The organism is Dyella sp. 05T440 (assembly GCF_056395965.1).
The window spans coordinates 67,255-83,902 of record NZ_JBFTKN010000015.1 but is presented as its reverse complement, the minus strand read 5'-3'; the positions used below and the strand labels follow the sequence as shown (position 1 = coordinate 83,902).

Annotated in this window: 18 protein-coding genes; 8 read left to right on the top strand and 10 right to left on the bottom strand. The window is 62.3% G+C overall.

Annotated features, from left to right (window positions below):
- Positions 1 to 45: 45 nt before the first annotated feature.
- Positions 46 to 306 carry a hypothetical protein gene (locus AC1DE1_RS17735; protein WP_477177105.1) on the bottom strand — a complete coding sequence of 87 codons (261 nt, stop codon included), beginning with the start codon at positions 304 to 306 and terminating at the stop codon, positions 46 to 48.
- Between the two features lie 472 nt (positions 307 to 778).
- Here AC1DE1_RS17735 and AC1DE1_RS17730 point away from each other — a divergent pair, with 472 nt between their 5' ends.
- The gene (locus AC1DE1_RS17730) at positions 779 to 982 is read left to right on the top strand and encodes a hypothetical protein (RefSeq protein WP_477177107.1); all 204 of its coding nucleotides are present in this window, start codon (positions 779 to 781) and stop codon (positions 980 to 982) included.
- A gap of 160 nt (positions 983 to 1,142) precedes the next feature.
- Here the strand turns inward: AC1DE1_RS17730 and AC1DE1_RS17725 are convergent, their stop codons facing one another.
- The 4 genes from AC1DE1_RS17725 to AC1DE1_RS17710 are packed head-to-tail and all read right to left on the bottom strand — an operon-like array spanning position 1,143 to position 3,018.
- On the bottom strand, positions 1,143 to 1,571 hold the full coding sequence (locus AC1DE1_RS17725; RefSeq protein ID WP_477177108.1) for a DUF4259 domain-containing protein: 429 nt from the start codon (positions 1,569 to 1,571) through the stop codon (positions 1,143 to 1,145).
- 51 nt (positions 1,572 to 1,622) lie between these two features.
- Positions 1,623 to 1,871 (bottom strand): hypothetical protein, encoded by a 249-nt coding sequence (locus AC1DE1_RS17720; protein WP_441603904.1) that lies wholly within the window; start codon positions 1,869 to 1,871, stop codon positions 1,623 to 1,625.
- A gap of 30 nt (positions 1,872 to 1,901) precedes the next feature.
- A complete protein-coding gene (locus tag AC1DE1_RS17715) occupies positions 1,902 to 2,378 on the bottom strand; it encodes a GNAT family N-acetyltransferase (protein ID WP_477177109.1) in 477 nt (158 codons plus the stop codon).
- A gap of 19 nt (positions 2,379 to 2,397) precedes the next feature.
- The gene (locus AC1DE1_RS17710) at positions 2,398 to 3,018 is read right to left on the bottom strand and encodes a hypothetical protein (protein ID WP_477177110.1); all 621 of its coding nucleotides are present in this window, start codon (positions 3,016 to 3,018) and stop codon (positions 2,398 to 2,400) included.
- Between the two features lie 218 nt (positions 3,019 to 3,236).
- Between AC1DE1_RS17710 and AC1DE1_RS17705 the strand changes: the two genes are divergently transcribed.
- Positions 3,237 to 3,659 (top strand): VOC family protein, encoded by a 423-nt coding sequence (locus AC1DE1_RS17705; protein ID WP_477179205.1) that lies wholly within the window; start codon positions 3,237 to 3,239, stop codon positions 3,657 to 3,659.
- 119 nt (positions 3,660 to 3,778) lie between these two features.
- Here AC1DE1_RS17705 and AC1DE1_RS17700 read toward each other — a convergent pair whose 3' ends face one another.
- Positions 3,779 to 4,090, bottom strand: coding sequence for an OmpA family protein (locus tag AC1DE1_RS17700; RefSeq protein WP_441603908.1), 312 nt, complete (start codon positions 4,088 to 4,090; stop codon positions 3,779 to 3,781).
- 147 nt (positions 4,091 to 4,237) lie between these two features.
- Here AC1DE1_RS17700 and AC1DE1_RS17695 point away from each other — a divergent pair, with 147 nt between their 5' ends.
- Both AC1DE1_RS17695 and AC1DE1_RS17690 read left to right on the top strand, forming a co-directional pair.
- Positions 4,238 to 5,206 (top strand): cytochrome b/b6 domain-containing protein, encoded by a 969-nt coding sequence (locus AC1DE1_RS17695; RefSeq protein ID WP_477179204.1) that lies wholly within the window; start codon positions 4,238 to 4,240, stop codon positions 5,204 to 5,206.
- Positions 5,199 to 5,954 carry a molybdopterin-binding protein gene (locus AC1DE1_RS17690; RefSeq protein WP_441603910.1) on the top strand — a complete coding sequence of 252 codons (756 nt, stop codon included), beginning with the start codon at positions 5,199 to 5,201 and terminating at the stop codon, positions 5,952 to 5,954. The genes AC1DE1_RS17695 and AC1DE1_RS17690 overlap by 8 nt, the downstream gene beginning before the upstream one ends.
- A gap of 103 nt (positions 5,955 to 6,057) precedes the next feature.
- Here AC1DE1_RS17690 and AC1DE1_RS17685 read toward each other — a convergent pair whose 3' ends face one another.
- Positions 6,058 to 6,762: a hypothetical protein gene (locus AC1DE1_RS17685; RefSeq protein ID WP_477179203.1), complete on the bottom strand. Its 705-nt coding sequence runs from the start codon at positions 6,760 to 6,762 to the stop codon at positions 6,058 to 6,060.
- A gap of 471 nt (positions 6,763 to 7,233) precedes the next feature.
- Here AC1DE1_RS17685 and ligD point away from each other — a divergent pair, with 471 nt between their 5' ends.
- Positions 7,234 to 9,774, top strand: a complete 2,541-nt coding sequence (ligD, locus tag AC1DE1_RS17680; RefSeq protein WP_477177111.1) for a DNA ligase D — start codon at positions 7,234 to 7,236, stop codon at positions 9,772 to 9,774.
- A 40-nt stretch (positions 9,775 to 9,814) separates the two neighbouring features.
- On the opposite strand, the gene AC1DE1_RS17675 is transcribed toward ligD, so the two are convergent.
- The 3 genes from AC1DE1_RS17675 to AC1DE1_RS17665 all read right to left on the bottom strand — a co-directional run bounded on the left by AC1DE1_RS17675 (position 9,815) and on the right by AC1DE1_RS17665 (position 14,979).
- Entirely contained in the window at positions 9,815 to 10,015 is a 201-nt protein-coding gene (locus tag AC1DE1_RS17675; protein WP_441603913.1) for a hypothetical protein, read from the bottom strand.
- Positions 10,016 to 10,675: 660 nt separating this feature from the next.
- Positions 10,676 to 10,873, bottom strand: coding sequence for a hypothetical protein (locus AC1DE1_RS17670; protein ID WP_477177112.1), 198 nt, complete (start codon positions 10,871 to 10,873; stop codon positions 10,676 to 10,678).
- 209 nt (positions 10,874 to 11,082) lie between these two features.
- Positions 11,083 to 14,979, bottom strand: coding sequence for an ATP-binding protein (locus tag AC1DE1_RS17665; RefSeq protein ID WP_477179202.1), 3,897 nt, complete (start codon positions 14,977 to 14,979; stop codon positions 11,083 to 11,085).
- A 348-nt stretch (positions 14,980 to 15,327) separates the two neighbouring features.
- On the opposite strand from AC1DE1_RS17665, the gene AC1DE1_RS17660 reads away from it, so the two are divergent.
- The 3 genes from AC1DE1_RS17660 (at position 15,328) to AC1DE1_RS17650 (ending at position 16,621) form a co-directional block, all read left to right on the top strand.
- Positions 15,328 to 15,594, top strand: a complete 267-nt coding sequence (locus tag AC1DE1_RS17660; RefSeq protein WP_441603917.1) for a hypothetical protein — start codon at positions 15,328 to 15,330, stop codon at positions 15,592 to 15,594.
- Between the two features lie 124 nt (positions 15,595 to 15,718).
- Positions 15,719 to 16,066 (top strand): YciI family protein, encoded by a 348-nt coding sequence (locus AC1DE1_RS17655; protein WP_477179201.1) that lies wholly within the window; start codon positions 15,719 to 15,721, stop codon positions 16,064 to 16,066.
- A 24-nt stretch (positions 16,067 to 16,090) separates the two neighbouring features.
- Positions 16,091 to 16,621 carry a dihydrofolate reductase family protein gene (locus AC1DE1_RS17650; RefSeq protein ID WP_477179200.1) on the top strand — a complete coding sequence of 177 codons (531 nt, stop codon included), beginning with the start codon at positions 16,091 to 16,093 and terminating at the stop codon, positions 16,619 to 16,621.
- The last annotated feature ends 27 nt before the right edge of the window (positions 16,622 to 16,648 follow it).

Here is a 16,648-nt window from a genome sequence, read left to right as displayed (position 1 = left end):
ACATCCATGCCCATCAATGAGGCCATCAAATGTTATGTTATAACATCATGGTGACGCACTGGGGCGACGGATACAGCCCTGCCAGAAGTCATGGCGCGCCAGTAAGGCCATGCGATTGCGCGCCATGCCGTGAGCCCCGGTATGCAGAAATGCGCAGAAATGCCCGCCGCCAAATTCATGGTGAAGCTTCATCCCCCCTGCACAACGCATCGCTACTTCTTTTGACGGATGGCGCAGTTTGGTGCTTTCTGCGAATTCTTGAACGGTTCCGCGATACGAATCAGTGGACGCATAAACCGCCTTCATATCACTTGATGGCAGAGGTGCGCGCCATGGTTTCTCGGTACACGCGTCAATGCGTTCGCAAGTTCGTTTCGCCTCGCCCTCCTTCCACCCACGGGCGATGCACGGGGATCAATTTCATCGAGTCATTGCCGGGAACCTTGGCGATGGCTTCGTAGACTTTTGGTGCATCTGATATCCAGGAGCCGATCGTTCCATGGACAACGTGCGGGGGAATCGGCTGGGGGAAGCCATGCACGCACGTGGCGTCTATAAGCTCAGCGTCTTGGCCGCGCTGTTGGGCGTCACCGAAAGTGCCGTCAGTCGATGGCGGCACAGTGGCGCGATGACAGTGGAGAACGTCGCTTGCGCGGACGATGACTTCCTCAAGCAATGCACGGCAGCCACGCTGCCGCGCGGTCGAAGCAGGCCATGGACTGGCGTCATGAGCGCGTGAAGCCGGTCCATCCAACCCATCGCGTTCATGCCAAGGGGTTTGACCCCACTCAACATCGGCAAGGCGGTCAGCACGGTATTGGATACCACGCTGGTGACAACCCTCCCGTGGTCCGACTTTCAACGTGCCGCACTAGCCTTCCAGTCGGACGCACAAAAGACGCTGCAGGCACTTCGTGCGGATCTGCTTGATTACATGAATGAGGCTTATGCCACGGTACTGAAAGATGGTGATGAACCATAGGACAGATGGGTCATGACCCATCTCGCCGGATGCTGGCGCGTCCGGCGAGATGGAGTCGCCAAAGAGCACGATGCCATGGGTGGCACTGGGCATGTCTAGCCATGCGTGGAATCGACCCACTGACGTCGCCGTCGAAGGCGATATCTCGCGTCCTTGCAGGTCACTGGCCGGAACGGCTGTGTTTCATATCTCTGGCCAACGACTCGACATGGCCGATCCAGGCGGAAAGCAAATCGGCGTCTTCTTCCCAGAGCTCTCTCAGTTCGCTGGACTCGCCGCAGACGCGCAAGCATGCCTTCGAACCAAGCTCGGCCAGGGAGGAGAAGTCGAGTGAGGCCAGGCCTTCGCGCCAGGCTATCCGCGCTCCGGTTTCGTCATCGTCCAAGGGCTGCCCGTTCCTTGCCGACAGGATGACTGCCGCGCAAGCGAGCACTGCCTGGCCATCGTCATAGTCCACGTAGTCCACGGCAAGCGCGCGTTCGAATGCTGCTCGCATCACTGCTCGCGGGTCGGCCCGCGGAATGAGCTGTTCCTCGAGGAAATCCAAAGCGGTGTCATCGTCGAAGACTCTTGCAGCCCACGCACCCATCTGCTTCTCCTTACGTCAATAGCTGGTTGAAATGCTGCATTGGCGACACAGTCATTCCTTCAACCTGTGGCTGTCCTCGGCGGTCAGGTCCAGCCCGTAGACCTCTCGCAGCTTCTGGATGTGCTGCAGCGTCTTCGTCGAAAAGGGTTTCTTGTTCTCAAAGGCATGCAAGGCGATCCCTTCAATCAGATCACCCAATGAGATGTCCATGGTCTCGGCGAGGCTCTTGAGTACTTTCAAGATCCGCTTTTCGATGCGTACGCCTGTCTGCACGCGATCGATCTTCTTTTCGTCATTCATGGTGAATTTGTCGGTTGCCCAGATTCGAAATCAACTCTTGGCCAAGGACTTCCGGAACAGGAGGCTCCTTGGGCTGCGCTCCAGAAAAGGCTCTTCCTTGTAATCCAAGCTTCGGTAGAGGGCAACCGCGGAGACGAGATCCTGGCCGGTGTCGAACTCGATGGTCCGGGCACCCTTTCCCGCCACGAATTGTTCCGCCCGCATCATCAATGCCCGTCCCATGCCTGAGCGCCGTGCCGAAGGAACAATCCAGAGGCGATAGAGCCTGGCAAGTCCGGCTTCTGCAGCATGACTGACCACGATCATGCCCAGTACCGAGAGATCACGGATGGCGAAGATGACATGGGCCTGCTGCAGCTCCTCCGCAGAGAGTGAACCCTCCGGCTGGTCGTGGCCGCTCTGGCGAAGCTCGGCCGTCATATGCGAACTGATGCGATGAAACAGGCTGCAGTTCGCCGCCGTCTCCAGAAAATCGATCGTGTTGCTTGAGGTGATCGCGTCGTTCATTGGAGTTGCTCGATTCCGATTAGTGGGGTTGCGCGGTGGAGTGCGCAAGCATGCCGACGATCGCGTCGCGCCACTCCGGGCCCTGCGCCGTGAAGAACTGCTCGAACTCGGCGAGATACCTGGCATCGGCGTTTTTCAGCAGCGTGCGACTGCACCACACGTGCACGTGCACGGTTGCCGGGTCTCTCTGGCTCAGCGAAATGTCGTAGCGCGACACTCCCGTCGCTGGAATGAAGATGAGATAGCCGACCTTGCCCTGCGTGGGCTCGTAGCGATCCATGACCCAGGTTGCAGCGCCCCACTGCGACTTCGTCTGGAAAACGGCGCCGACTTCCTGGCCGCCACCGGCGGGGCGCACAAATTCAGGGTTCCAGTCGGGCGTCCACTCTCGCTCTTTTACCGGCCCAAAATAGGGCGCCAGCGCCGCCACGGTTCCCGGTAAGTCGAAGTCGAACTCGCGTTCTGCATACATCGATGGAGCTCCTGTATGGGATGAAGGGCTCGACACGCCGTGGATGCCGTGTGCGGCAAGCACACCGTGCCCCTCCTTCGCATCGCCTTGCGAATGCACCATCGCCACTCCCAGGCCGATCGCCAGGGACGCGGCTACAGGGCCGATCAGTATCATCTTCATGCTCATTGAAACCCCCAGCCAGGTAGGTGGCTCTCGACCACGCCGTCCGCTCATTGCAATTTAGGTACCTTGGTACCACGGTACATCATAAAGCCGAAATGACCTGCCGTGCAAGCGGGTCGCCGGGCGTGGCTCCTGCCCTCGCGGCCGAATGAACACGCACTCCACGGTCCGTTGTCAGGACAATGGCCCGCGAGTAAGTTGCATCCATGGCGCTTAAACGGATGGACAACGTAGGCATCGTGGTCGAGGACCTCGACGCGACGATCGCTTTCTTTCGCGAGCTCGGCCTCGATCTCGAGGGGCGGACCATGATCGAAGGAGCATGGGCCGGACGTGTCACGGGATTGGGCGATCAACGCGTCGAGATTGCCATGATGGGCACACCCGACGGCCACAGCCGGCTCGAGCTCTCCCGGTTTCTCGCTCCGCCAACGATCGCCGATCACCGGAACGCCCCGGTGAACGCGCTGGGCTACTTGCGCGTCATGTTCACCGTGGATGATGTCGATGAGACGCTCGAGAGGCTTCGCAAGCGTGGCGCGCAGCTTGTGGGCGACGTCGTCCAGTACAAAGACGCGTATCGCCTCTGCTACATCCGCGGTCCTGAAGGACTGCTTATTGGACTCGCCCAGGAACTTGGCTGACATCCCGGGCCCATGAACCGGCTCAGGGCCTCTGAGGTGAGTGATCCACGATATCGCCGGGCATCAGCTTGCGCGTGCGCCAGTGCCCGCATGAGGGCATGGCTTCAGGCGAACAGGCACTAGGGAAGCTTGAACTTTCGCGTGGCGCGTACCGGCCAGATCGAGGTGAAGCTCGATCCGCCAGCCACCCGGAATGCCGCGGAAACGCCGTTCGTTATGCCCAGTTCTTCCAACACGTCTTTTGCGCGCCGAAAGGATAGCCGCGGATCGGACGCGAGCATGAAAAGATTGATCTCTTTGGGGCTGACATCGTAGCCCTCCAGCTCGACGGTATGGCCCAGGGCCTCCTTCAGCCTTGCCTCGATCGTTGCGAGGAAGGCTTCGTCGGCCAGCGACTTGCGCCAGAACTTGATGATGAGTTGATAGTCCATCGATCGATTGTAAGCGCAACTACCTGCGCTATCGTCAACAGCCTTTCACCATGCGGCAAGCCACCGGGCAAGCAAGTGTCTGCGCATCTTCAGGCGAGTACACTGTTCGCATACTGGCCCGTCATCGCCACACCCAGGTGCAACGACATGAACGCCCCCAGCGCCGTCGAGTCCCCTAGTGTTTCCGTGACACCCAGGTCGTCGTCGACGGCTTCACGGCTGGTCTATCGTCATACGCTGCCGATCCGGATCATGCACTGGATCAATGTGATCGCATTGACCCTGATGCTGCTCAGCGGCCTGCAGATCTTCAATGCGCATCCCAATCTCTACTGGGGCAACCGCTCCGACGAGGGCACCGCCTGGCTGGCCCTGGATGCACATGAAGATACGGCCGGCAATCTGGTCGGCACCACGCGGGTTGGCCAGCACCAGGTCACCACGACCGGCGTACTGGGCGTGTCCAAAGGCAGCGACGGCACGCCGACCGCGCGGGGTTTTCCCTCTTGGCTGACGGTGCCCAGCGCGGGCTGGCTGGCCATGGGTCGGCGCTGGCATTTCTTTTTTGCCTGGGTGTTTGTGCTCAATGGGCTTTGCTATATCGCCTACTCATTCGCGCATAAGCACCTGCAACGCGATATGTGGCCGACACGTGCGGACTGGCGTGGCATCGGCCGCTCCATCGTCGATCACATCCGGTTCAAGCACCCCCATGGGGACGAGGCGCTGCGCTACAACATTCTGCAACGGCTTGCTTATCTGACCGTGATCTTCATCTTCGGCATCGGCATCGTATTGATGGGCCTGGCGATGTCTCCGCGCCTGGATGCGGTGCTTTCGCCCCTGGTCGAAGCGTTGGGTGGACGCCAGTCAGCAAGGTCGATTCACTTCATCATCGCCTGGGCGTTTGTCGCCTTCGTGGTGATTCATGTCTTCGAGGTATTGGTGAGCGGGGTCTTCAACCAGTTGCGCGGCATGATTACCGGCTACTACAAGGTCAAGCCCGGACCGGCGGCGACTGTCGATGCCAAGCCTGAGCCAGCGGCGCCCGCCATGTCTCCCGAGCGCGCCACTGCCGAACAAATGCCGATCGTGGAGGACCCCCGCCATGAGTGATCGCCGATCGTTTCTGCGTATGGCCGGCATGGGGGCCGCGGGCATTTTCCTCGCGGGTTGCGACCGTATTTCCCAGAGCGGCCTGGGTGCCCGGGTATTGGGCAGCGCCGAAGGATTGAATCGTCGCGTGCAGACGCTGCTGTCGCCCTCCACCGCCATGGCAAAGGAATACTCCGAGGCCGAGATCTCCCCGGTGTTTCATCCCAATGGCACCACCATGCCGGACACGCCTGCCTATCAGGCATTGATGGCCAACCAGTTCCGCGACTACAAATTGCAAGTGGACGGACTGGTGACGCATCCGGCGATGCTATCGATTGACGACCTGAAGGCGCTGGATGACCGCACCCAGATCACCCGGCACGATTGCGTGGAAGGCTGGAGCGCGATCGGCAAGTGGCGCGGCACTGTGCTCTCGGCCGTGCTCGACCACGTGGGCGTGAGTCCACAGGCAGCCTTTGTCGTCTTTCATTGCTTTGACGAAATGGACGCGGACACGCCGTACTACGAAAGCGTGGACATCCGCGAAGCAAGACATCCGCAGACTTTGCTGGCCTTTGAATTGAACGACCAGCCGCTGCCGGTACCGAACGGCGCACCCTTGCGCCTGCGCCTTGGCCGGCAGCTTGGTTACAAGCAGGCCAAATACATCAGCCGCATCGAGCTGGTGAGCTCGTTCAAGGATATCGGCGACGGCAAGGGCGGTTATTGGGAAGACCAGGGTTACGAGTGGTACGCGGGCATCTGACCCGAGGCCGGAACCCGGGTCGCACAGCGCACGTGGAGTCCGGACTTGTCCATGGTGCTTGGACAAGTCCGGATCGACCGCGATGGCCTCGACGCAATGCCTGTTACATCTGCGGCGCAGTACCGTTCAGCCCGACTGCCACGAACCCGGCAGCCACCGGATTGCCCGGCTTGCCGGCCACGAAGACCTTCGCACCTTTGACGATGGCGCTCTTGTCGGCTGGCGCGAAGGTCACGATCGGCGTGTTCGCCGTGACATTGATCGTCTTCTCGCCCGAGCCGTAGTCGACCACCAGCGTGCGCGCGCCACTGCCATCAGCCGTCTTCACCGTGCCGTTGGTCATCGCCGAATGCATGGCCGAACCACCGGCTGCGCTGCTCTTGACGGTGCCATTGGTCATCGCCGACGACTTCACGCTGCCGTTGGTCATGGCCGACCCGGCACCGCCATGGGCGGGCAGATCCCAGGCGTAGTCACCCAGGCCCGTGCCCTTCATCGCCGGCGGAAACACCACGACTTCCAGGGCGTTGGCGGCGGCGCCGTGCGGCACATTGGCCGAACCAATGTAGGAGCCTGGCTGGATCGCATCCAGATTGCTGGGCACCACGCCGGCGATATGGGTATCGGCTGCGATCGCGACGTTCTGCGCGCCCGTCGCCGTCTGCACCGTAAAGCCCGTGGCGGTGACATCCGTCACCGTGCCGCGCACATGCACCGCTTGATCCGCGGCGATGGCGGGTACGGCGGTCGCCATGGCGATGGCCATGCCGGCGAGCAACAGCGTTCGTTTCAAAGTTCCATATGTCATGACTAACAACCTCCAGTGGATATCTCGGATCAGGTGTGACCACTGTTACTTCGCCTGGAATCAACTGAAGGTTACTCAGGAGATGTTGGAACGGCATGAAGATGGAGCGAGCAGAGGCGACCCGGGCGCCGTACGAGCCTCAGGCCGGCCAAAGCAGGAACCGCGCCAACGCCCGCTCAAGGCGCAATCCGCACGTGATGGCCTTTGGAAGGTCATGCAGCGAGCAGCACCGTTGCCGTTGGACGGCGCGACTTGCGCAGGACTACTGAGCCTCGCGCTCTCTACGCGCATGTCGCGAGACAGGCTAAACAGGAGGCGCACATCGGGCTTCGTGTCTGCAAAAGGTTGACGGTCGATTCACCTGCCCCGTGAGAATCGTTGCGCTGCATGAGGTGGATCGACGTTGCGCGATCCCATGAGACGCCACCCAGTCACGACCAGGCAAGCCGCCATGGCGGCGGGAAGACAGCCATGTCACTACGCGACTACGCCCGCAAGCGGCACTTCGACAAAACGCCGGAGCCTCGTCCAGAAAAGTCCGTCGGAAAGGCCGGGCGTGAACTGTTTGTGGTGCAACTGCATCACGCGCGGCGGCGCCATTACGACTTCCGGCTGCAGGTGGGAGACGTACTGAAGAGCTGGGCCTGCCCCAAGGGACCCAGCTATGACCCCAAGGTGAAACGGCTCGCCGTGGAGGTGGAAGACCATCCGGTGTCGTATGCCTCCTTCCACGGCGATATTCCCGATGGCTACGGCGCAGGTCACGTCGATACCTTCGACACGGGGGTGTGGGCGACCTCGGGCGATGCGGAGGCGCAACTTCAGAAAGGACATCTGCGCTTCGAGCTGTTCGGCCAGCGGCTCAAGGGTGGCTGGCACCTGGTTCGAGGTCATCGCCAGGAAAAGAAGCCCGTGTGGTTCCTGATCAAGGACGAGGATGCCTATGTGTCCAAGGTCGAGGCCGATGACCTGCTCGACGCGACCATGGTTGCCAGCACCAGGCGAGCATCGGGAAAGAGCGGCGGCGCGAAAGAGGTGGTGGAGAAGTTGACGCACTCAAAGCGCAGACACGCTCCAACCGCCGGCAAGCGACGCGTGTCGCCCTCGCGATGGATCGCCAAAGTCGAGGGCGCCAAGAAGCGAGTTGCACCCAAGGGCTTTTTCAAGCCGGAGTTGGCGACGTTACGCGACGCGCCTCCCACGGGTGACGACTGGCTCAACGAGGTGAAGTGGGATGGCTATCGCATCCTCACCTCGATCACCGACGGACACGTGGAATGCTGGTCGCGCAACGCCCTGCCCTGGACCCACAAGCTGCCCGAGATCAGGCAGGCCATCGAGGCGCTCGGGCTGAACTCGGCGCAGTTGGACGGCGAACTGATTGCCCTCGTCGATGGACAATCGGACTTCAACGCCCTGCAGCAGACCTTGTCGGGCGAACGCGCGTCGCCGCTGGCCTATGTGCTGTTCGACCTGCCTTATCTGGAAGGCTACGACCTCTCCCGCTCGCCCCTGATCCATCGCAAAGAGGCGCTGCAGCGCCTGCTCCAGGACGCCCCATCCCAGCTTGCCTATAGCAGCCACATCGTGGGTGGCGGCGAAGCGGCCTTTGAGAGTGCGAGCGCCCACCACCTCGAGGGCATCATGTGCAAGCGCGTCGGTTCGCCTTATCGGGGTGGACGTGGCGACGACTGGGTCAAGGTGAAGCGCCTGCAGTCCGATGAGTTCGCCGTGGTGGGCTATACCGCTGCCAAGGGATCGAGGAAGGGATTTGGCTCGCTGTTGCTGGCCAGGCCTGCGCCCGCTGGCGAGTGGAGTTACGTAGGTCGCGTGGGTTCAGGCTTTACCGACGCGATGCTGCGTGAACTCACCCGCACGCTGGCGCGCGCCGGCTCGCGTTCGCCCACCATCAAGCATGCGAGCGAAGCGCCTCGCGATGCCCACTGGATTGCGCCGACCGCGGTGGCCGAGGTGTTCTATCGCGGCATCGGCAATCACGGACTATTGCGGCAACCCAGTCTCAAGGCCATGCGGCCGGACAAGTCACCCAGGGACTTACGCAGTGGCGATCGCACCGGCAAAAGCCATGTGGCTGCAAAGTCCCGCCGTGGCACGTCGACCGAACCGGCAGGCATCGTCATCACACATCCCGATCGCGTGGTCTATCCCGGGGAAGGCATCACCAAGCAGGACATCGTCGACTACTACACGGCAGCCATGACGTGGTTCCTGCCTGGCGTCATCAACCGGCCGATGTCCGTGATTCGTTGGCCAGGCGGCATCAACAAGCCCAGCTTCTTCCAGAAGCACTTGCCAACCGGCGGCCTCAATCATGTCGGCTCCGTCCGCCTGAAAGAGGAAACCGGCGCCTCTGCTGTCTACCTCTATCCGGACAGCGCGGACTCGATCATCGAGCTGGTGCAATACAACGCGATCGAGTTCCATCCCTGGGGTGCGCATATCGATGACCCTGATGGCGCCGATCGCATCGTGTTCGATCTGGACCCAGGCCCCGATGTCGAATGGACCCGCGTGAAGGCCGCCGCTCGCCTGCTCAACAAGCTCCTGGATCAGCTTGGCTTGAAGAGCTTCCTGCGCACCACCGGTGGCAAAGGGCTGCACGTCGTGGTGCCCTTGAAGCCGGTGGCACCGTGGGACGAGGTGAAGTCCTTCGCGCACGGCTTCGCGCAGGCGCTCGAATCGATGTACCCGCTGGAGTTCGTGTCGGTCAGTTCCAAGACGCGACGCGCAGGCAGGATCTACGTGGACTATCTGCGCAACGGCCGCGGCGCCACGGCAGTGGCGTCCTATTCGCTGCGTGGCCGCCCAGGCGCACCTGTCGCCATGCCCTTGCGCTGGAGCGAGCTGAGCCGCCTGAAGAGTGCTTCGCAGTTCGACATGCGCTCTGCTCTTGCACGACTGAAGCGGCAACGTGCCGACCCTTGGGAAGGCATCGACACGACCAGGCAGAGCCTGGCGACAGTCATGAAGGCGCTCGAAGCGAGATCGTAGGCTCGGTCACCGATAGGTGGCCCAGCCTCCTGTGCAGCCTTCAGGCGCTGTCGTTCGCCGCCGATGCATTGAGTGCCGACGCCACGGCGGCGTCGCCGCTGACGATGTCCTTCCACTGGAGTTCCGTGCCCTTGCGATGACCGCGAGGCGTCAACTTCAAACCATTCGCGTCGAGCACCAGGGTGTAGGTCTCGCCATCGATGGTGACTTCGCGGCGCAGGGTTTTGTCGAGAGGTGTCATGGAAGGCTCCGTGGGTTCTCGTTCGTGCGTGATGGTACTACCCTCGGCGCGTCATGGTGACCGGTCCGCGACATCGCACATCCACCACAGAACGTCGACAACATCGATACATGCAGCCACGCACAGTTCATCGTTTCGCCAGTCAGCCCATGTCATGAAATTTTCACGCCGAGCGGCCTTGATCGTCTTCATCGTCGCACTGCTGGTTATCCTTGCCGCAGGTTTCTACCGCGCCGCGATGCATGAAGATTTGCGGCCCGAGCCGGCGCCTGCGACATCGGCACAGCAGCCATAACAAGCCGCGCCGGCAATTTACACACCGCCGCAACGAGCGATGCGGAAGGATGCACGGGCGATCGGCTGCGAGTCCGCACTACCCAGGCTGGATTCTCCGACCGGGCAAGGACATCAAGGCCATTCGCACCGGGGCAGCGTCCGTACCGCATTCGGACCCTGCCCCTCTTTTTTGTCTCACTTCGCAGCCCTCAGGACTCCAGCCATGCCGATCCGGAAAAACAGGGCCCTCACCCAGGCGTTGCCCATGGCCTGGTGGTGGGATCTGGCGGCGAAATCGACACAGATGTTGAGCGCCTCGGCGGAGGTGGTCCTGCGGTGCAGTGCTCAGATCAGTGGCATGAGCAACCCGCCCTCCGCGGCCGATCAAAGGGAATTGACCACGATGGTGACGGAGAAGGTGGCAGCCGCGCAGCAATCAGCCACAGCCATGATGATCAGCGCGAGCGCCACCGCCTCGCAGTTCTGATGGAACCAGTGGATGGCGAGCACGGGACTGAGCGGTCGCAAGGCCGTCACCTCCTCTGGCATCGCCGCCAGCGCATCGCGCTCGTCTGCCGCCATGCTCACGACCGGTCTGCAGCCGTATCGCCAGCGGGCGATGAGTAATGCCAAACGGCTGCGCAAACGCCGACCCAAGCGGTGACTTCGTCTATGGACGGCCGTTTGCAGGAGCGCACTGGTGCGCGACCACCTGGGGGAGCGCTGTTACGGTGGCGCTTCGGTCGCGCACAAGTGCGCTCCTACAGGGTCGCGCGCGGTGGCGTTTAACCTCAGCGCTGCCGGACCAGGCGTTTTGCTTCCAATCGCTCGATCATTCCATCGACCTGCGATAGTTCGGCGAGGACGGCGTCGCGGCGTTCGTTGACGCTTAGACCAGGCGCCGGTTCCTGCAGGCCCATGCGCAGCAATTGCAGTGAGCCGGTGATGCGATGGAGCACATCGCGCTGGGCGGTTGTATCGCCCGCCTTCACCGCCTCGTCGAATCTGGCGAGATCCGACCGCCCTGCTTCCAGCAGGCCGTGCAACAGCGTCTCGACTTGTTCTTCCGAACCGAAGATGGCGACCAGCTGAGTCACTGCATCGTCACTGGCCTGGGTTTGCCGATCGACGACTTTCGCCAGGCTGCCGACCATGCTTTCAATCTTCTGTTGCAACTCTTCCAGGCGGGCCGGCTTGGCGAGGAAGTCGTCCATGCCGGCCCGCCGGCACTTTTCCACCTGCTCCGGCGACGCGCTGGCCGAGAGCGCAATGATGGGCATATGGGCGCCCGTTTCGACTTCCGCATCGCGTATGCGCTGCGACAGCGCATAGCCATCGAGCACGGGCATGTGACAGTCGGTCAGCAGCAGGTCGTAGTGGGCGGCAGCCAGCGCTTCCCAGGCGCGCTGGCCATCCTCGGCCGTGGTGCATGCGTAACCCAGAAGATCCAGCTGTCGCTCGATCACGGCGCGATTGATGGGATGGTCTTCGGCCACCAGGATCCGGGCGGAGCGCGCCTGGCGGGGCGCGGCAACGCTTTCCTTGTCGCCAGCCGAGTCCAGGCCCAGCGCCGCGCGGCACGCCTCTACCGCTGACCGCCACAACAAGGGACTGCCGCAGAGCATCATCTTGCCGCCTTCACGATAAAAGCCCCGCGTATCGGTATCGGGTATCACGTGAATCGCCGGCACACCCTCCACGATGACGCCTTGCTCGATCAGACGCGCGTCCGCGATATAGACGTCCGCATCGTCTTTACTGAGTTCCGCGACGTCCTCCGCATCCGTCTCGATCACGCTAAAGCCCATCGCAGACAACGCGTTGGCCAACTCGCGCTCGAACATGCCGTCACGCGTGCAGACCAGGGCTCGCTTGCCTTCGATACCGGGAATGATGCTGGTGCCCTGCAGCACCGGCAGCACCACTTCGACGGTGGCTCGCGTGCCCTCGCCCACCTTGCTTTCAAGGCGAACGTCGCCGCCCATCATGCCCGCCAGGCGGCGACAGATGCTCAGGCCCAGGCCCGTGCCGCCAAAACGTCGGGTGGTGGACGCCTCCGCCTGGGTGAACGGCTGGAACAGGCGATTGAGCTGATCAGGCGAGATGCCCATGCCCGTATCGGTGACGCTGAATCGCAGGCGCTGCCCTCCCTTGACCTCGTCGAGCAGATCGATACGCAGCTTGACGTGTCCGGACGCGGTGAACTTGAGGGCGTTGCTGATCAGGTTGTTGATGATCTGCCGAATGCGATTGGCGTCGCCTCGATATTCCGACGCGAGTCGCCAGTCCAGCACCAGGTAAAGGCGCAGGTGTTTCTCTTGCGCCCGTGCCGCGAAGGTGCCCACCGCACTGTCGGCCAGCAGGCGCAGGTCGAATGCCTGCGGCTCCAGTTCGAGCTTCTCGGCCTCGATGCGCGAGAAATCCAGGATGTCGTCGAGGATCTGCAGCAGCGCCACCGCCGAATCCTGCGCCATGCCGACCATGTGCGACTGCTCGGTGCTCAGCGGCGTCTTGGAGAGCAACTCCACCAACCCCAGTACGCCGGCCATGGGCGTGCGGATTTCGTGACTCATCATGGCCAGGAACGCACCCTTGGCGGCCACCGCCGCCTCGGCCGTGGCCTTCGCTTCCACCAGTGCCCGCTCCTGTTCCTTTTCGATGGTGACGTCGGCGCAGTAGACGCTCCAGAAATAGCCGCCTTTCCCACTGGGCTTGGGTTCGCCGCCCAAGGCGCGAATCCAGCGCGTCACGCCGTTCACCCTGGTCTTGAACTCGACCACGCCCGAATGCTTCGATCGCAGGCTTTGATCCACCGCCTTCTGGACCATCTTGCGATCCTCATCGACGGCCGCTTCGAGCGGACCGGCGTGGCCGGCAAGAATGTCCTCGCGGGACATGCCGAAGATGGCCATCGAGGGCCCGCTCACTGATTCATAAGTGCGGCGGTCCGCGGCATCCACGTGCAGACGGATCACCACGCCGGGGAGATTTTCGTTGGTGTCAACCAGTCGCTGCTCTGATGCACGAGCCCTCGCTTCGGCATCCCTCATGCGCTTATAGGCAAAACCGATGATGGCCACGATGGACGCCACCACCAGCAATCCGATCAGCACCCAGTTCCACGGCACGCCGTAGCTGTAGTCGGCGCGCAGCCAGCGCGTGCGAATCGCCTGTCGCTGATTGTCCTTGACGCCCGCAATCACGCGATCGATCAAGCCCGCAAGACGGGCCTTGTCGCGACTGACGCCAAAGGTGATGTCCTGATCCAGGCCCGCCGGCGCCACCACTCGCAAGGTGGCGGCATAGCGATCGCGGATCAGCGCATCAATGGCAGGCAAGGTGCCGATGTAAGCCGACACTTCGCCTTTTTCGACCAGGCGCAACCCTGCTTCATTGCTGGCGACCGGCACCAGTTCGCTGCGCGGCAGCAGCATCTTGAGACCGGCGAGCAGCCCCGCCTCTTCGCGAACAGCCACCTTCTTGCCGCGCAGGTCTTCCGGGCCGGCGATCGCGGCGCCATGCAGCGGCGCCACGATGACTTCAGGAAACCGCTCGTACGGGCGGCTGAATACCATGGCCCCGGCGTCGTAGTCGGCGGGCATCGCGGCCGCGACCATGTCCACTTCATTGGCGCCGACGCGGCGTTGCAGTTCGTCCAGGTCGCGTGCAGGCACCAATTCAAAACGCAGGCCCAGCTCTTTCTTGATCAGCGAGAGATAGTCTTCGGCCAGGCCATCGAGCATGCCGTCCTTGTTGATGAAGCTATACGGATAACGATCGGTTTCGTAGCCCACGCGCAGCGTGCCCAGGCCGGCGAGCCACTGGCGGTCGGCATCGGAGATCGCCGTGCTGCGTGGAAGCGGCGCAGTGAAGTCTTCGTCCATACCCCATTGCTGTCGAAGACTGGCCAGCTGGTTCGCCGGCACGGTGGCCTCGGCCTTGCGCAGGATGGAGGCCAGCACCAGGTGATCGCGCGGCACCGCCAACGAGGCCTGCAGCGGCGGGATATCGGCAAGGCGCTGAAGGATGGTGACGTCGTCGTGCTCGCGCTCCGTCAGCAGCCAGCGCGTGCGTGCGGAGGAACCGATGTACGCGTCGGCCACGCCCTGGGCCACCATGTCCAGCGCCTCGCGGCCATCGTCGGTGAAGATGAGTGTGGCCTGGGGGAAACGATCCTTGATGATCTTGTTGTAGACGCCGGCGACGCGCTCCATCGCGATCCGCCCATGGACCACATCGGCCTCGGTGCGGACCTTCAGGTCACCCTTGCGAGCAACCAGCACCAGGCTGGCTTCGACGTAGGGGTTGAGGTATTCAAGGCGATCGCTACGCCGGTACGGCTGGCCCACCAGCAAGTCGAAAGGAATGGGCTTGCCCGAATCGCTGAAGGTCACCGCATCCCAGTCCGTGAACGGACGAAACTGCAACCTGAGTCCTACGCGGCCAGCAAGCAGCTTGGCGTATTCCACGCCAATGCCTTCGGCCCCGCCCGCGACCCAGGCCTCGATGGGAAAGTGATTGCCCGCAAAAATGCCGACATCGACCACAGGGTGCCGAGCGATCCAGGCCAACTCCTCTGCGCTCAGCGCGACCTGGGCGTCCGGCTTGACCGGCACATCGGGCGGGACCTGCGTGGCGGATGCAACGAACGACAGCGACGCGCACAGCAGGAACAGCGACCACAGCACCCACCGACAGCCCCCCTGCCGCGACCCACTGGAAGGTGAGGCAGTCATGGTCAGGCCGTGAAAGCGATGCATAAACGTGCCCAGCCTTGTCGATTCGATCAGTCAGATTAGGCGCACACGATCGACAGCATCTATAAGAATAGTCTCAATTACAGGCGGTGGCGCTGGTTGATTCATGGGCGCTGTTTCGTGACTCCCAAGCTGCCGCAGCGAGGCCTGGCTGTGGGCGCCCGGACGTCGTCGTCAACGCGCTCCATGGCATGCATTGCGCGGTCATGCTGCCGTTTCGGCGACAGCCAGCTTTGCGCCGTTACGCTAGGCAAACCCTGGGAAACCCGAGGTATCGCCATGACTGCAGTTACAAAGACGCCGCTTGAGCACGTCAACGATGTGCTGGCGCAACTCAAGGAAATGCGTCACTACGCGAAGAACAACGTAGAAGCGCTGACGGCGCAGTGGTTACTGTTCGATGGCGAGCTGAAGAAGCTCAAGCAGGCCGGTTCCATCGAGACGCTGATGACGCGCCAGAGCGAATTGCACGATGCACTGAACGACCAGATCGCCACGTTCGAGGAGTTGGCCGTGACGCTGCAACCTCCTCCGGAAGAGACCTAGCCACGCGGGATGCCGCGTCCACGCGAAACGTTTTTCGCACGACGTGTCGAATCCGCGTCCTGCCGTTCGTCATGACAGTGAGGGCAGGCATTGTGCCCGCCTCAGGGTGTTCACGGGAGTCGTCATGCCACAGTATCTGGTTGCCATTCATCACCCCGACAACTATGACCCGTCGCAGGAAGGCGAAGCGATGATCAACGATATCCACCGGCTCAACGAAGAGATGATCGCCGCAGGCGCCCGGTTGTTCGCCGGCGGCCTGGAGTCGCCTGGCAAGGCGAGGTCCCTGCGCAAGCAGTCCAGCGGCGAGTTACTGGTTACCGACGGCCCGTACGCCGAGGCCAAAGAGCATGTTGGCGGTTTCTGGATACTGGATGCCGCCAACATGGACGAGGCGCTGAGCTGGGGACGCAAGGCCGTCGTCGCCTGTCGGGCACCGGTTGAGGTGCGCGCCTTTCTCCGCCATAGCTGACCGCTTCTGCCTGGGAGGCTTTCCATGGCCACGCTTGTCTTCGCAATGAACCAGTCCCTCGATGGCTATGTCGACCACGACAAGTTTGGGCCCAGTCCATTGCTGTTTCGTCACTTCGTAGAGCAGGTGCAGAACCTGACGGGCAGCGTGTACGGCCGCCGCATGTACGAGATCATGCGCTACTGGGACGAAGACTCTCCCGAGTGGAACGCAGACGAACGCGACTTCGCCATGGCGTGGCGGCGCCAGCCGAAATGGGTCGTGTCGCGCACGCTGTCGTCGGTCGGCCCCAACGCCACCCTTGTCGCCGATGACATCGAGGCTGCCATACGGCGGCTGAAGGCCGAGCTCACCGGGGAGATCGAAGTCGCCGGTCCCGATCTGGCGCACAGCCTGACCGAGCTTGGTCTTATCGACGCGTATCAGATCTATCTGCACCCCGTCGTGCTTGGTCAAGGCAGGCCGTACTTCGCCGGCCCTCGGCCGCGGCTTCGCCTCGTGGCCAATGATGTCATCGACGGGGATGTGATCCGACTGACCTACGTTTCCGCCTGATGGCGCGCTGGCTCCGACGGACGCCAG

What these genes read in the sequence shown, in the direction of transcription:
- AC1DE1_RS17670 (WP_477177112.1), bottom strand. Translation starts at nt 10,873, where the DNA reads ATGGCGGCAGACGAGCGCGATGCGCTGGCGGCGATGCCAGAGGAGGTG.
- AC1DE1_RS17725 (WP_477177108.1), bottom strand. Translation starts at nt 1,571, where the DNA reads ATGGGTGCGTGGGCTGCAAGAGTCTTCGACGATGACACCGCTTTGGAT.
- AC1DE1_RS17660 (WP_441603917.1), top strand. Translation starts at nt 15,328, where the DNA reads ATGACTGCAGTTACAAAGACGCCGCTTGAGCACGTCAACGATGTGCTG.
- AC1DE1_RS17715 (WP_477177109.1), bottom strand. Translation starts at nt 2,378, where the DNA reads ATGAACGACGCGATCACCTCAAGCAACACGATCGATTTTCTGGAGACG.
- AC1DE1_RS17700 (WP_441603908.1), bottom strand. Translation starts at nt 4,090, where the DNA reads ATGGACTATCAACTCATCATCAAGTTCTGGCGCAAGTCGCTGGCCGAC.
- AC1DE1_RS17650 (WP_477179200.1), top strand. Translation starts at nt 16,091, where the DNA reads ATGGCCACGCTTGTCTTCGCAATGAACCAGTCCCTCGATGGCTATGTC.
- AC1DE1_RS17675 (WP_441603913.1), bottom strand. Translation starts at nt 10,015, where the DNA reads ATGACACCTCTCGACAAAACCCTGCGCCGCGAAGTCACCATCGATGGC.
- AC1DE1_RS17735 (WP_477177105.1), bottom strand. Translation starts at nt 306, where the DNA reads ATGAAGGCGGTTTATGCGTCCACTGATTCGTATCGCGGAACCGTTCAA.
- AC1DE1_RS17655 (WP_477179201.1), top strand. Translation starts at nt 15,719, where the DNA reads ATGCCACAGTATCTGGTTGCCATTCATCACCCCGACAACTATGACCCG.
- AC1DE1_RS17685 (WP_477179203.1), bottom strand. Translation starts at nt 6,762, where the DNA reads ATGACATATGGAACTTTGAAACGAACGCTGTTGCTCGCCGGCATGGCC.
- AC1DE1_RS17690 (WP_441603910.1), top strand. Translation starts at nt 5,199, where the DNA reads ATGAGTGATCGCCGATCGTTTCTGCGTATGGCCGGCATGGGGGCCGCG.
- AC1DE1_RS17695 (WP_477179204.1), top strand. Translation starts at nt 4,238, where the DNA reads ATGAACGCCCCCAGCGCCGTCGAGTCCCCTAGTGTTTCCGTGACACCC.
- ligD (WP_477177111.1), top strand. Translation starts at nt 7,234, where the DNA reads ATGTCACTACGCGACTACGCCCGCAAGCGGCACTTCGACAAAACGCCG.
- AC1DE1_RS17720 (WP_441603904.1), bottom strand. Translation starts at nt 1,871, where the DNA reads ATGAATGACGAAAAGAAGATCGATCGCGTGCAGACAGGCGTACGCATC.
- AC1DE1_RS17705 (WP_477179205.1), top strand. Translation starts at nt 3,237, where the DNA reads ATGGACAACGTAGGCATCGTGGTCGAGGACCTCGACGCGACGATCGCT.
- AC1DE1_RS17710 (WP_477177110.1), bottom strand. Translation starts at nt 3,018, where the DNA reads ATGAGCATGAAGATGATACTGATCGGCCCTGTAGCCGCGTCCCTGGCG.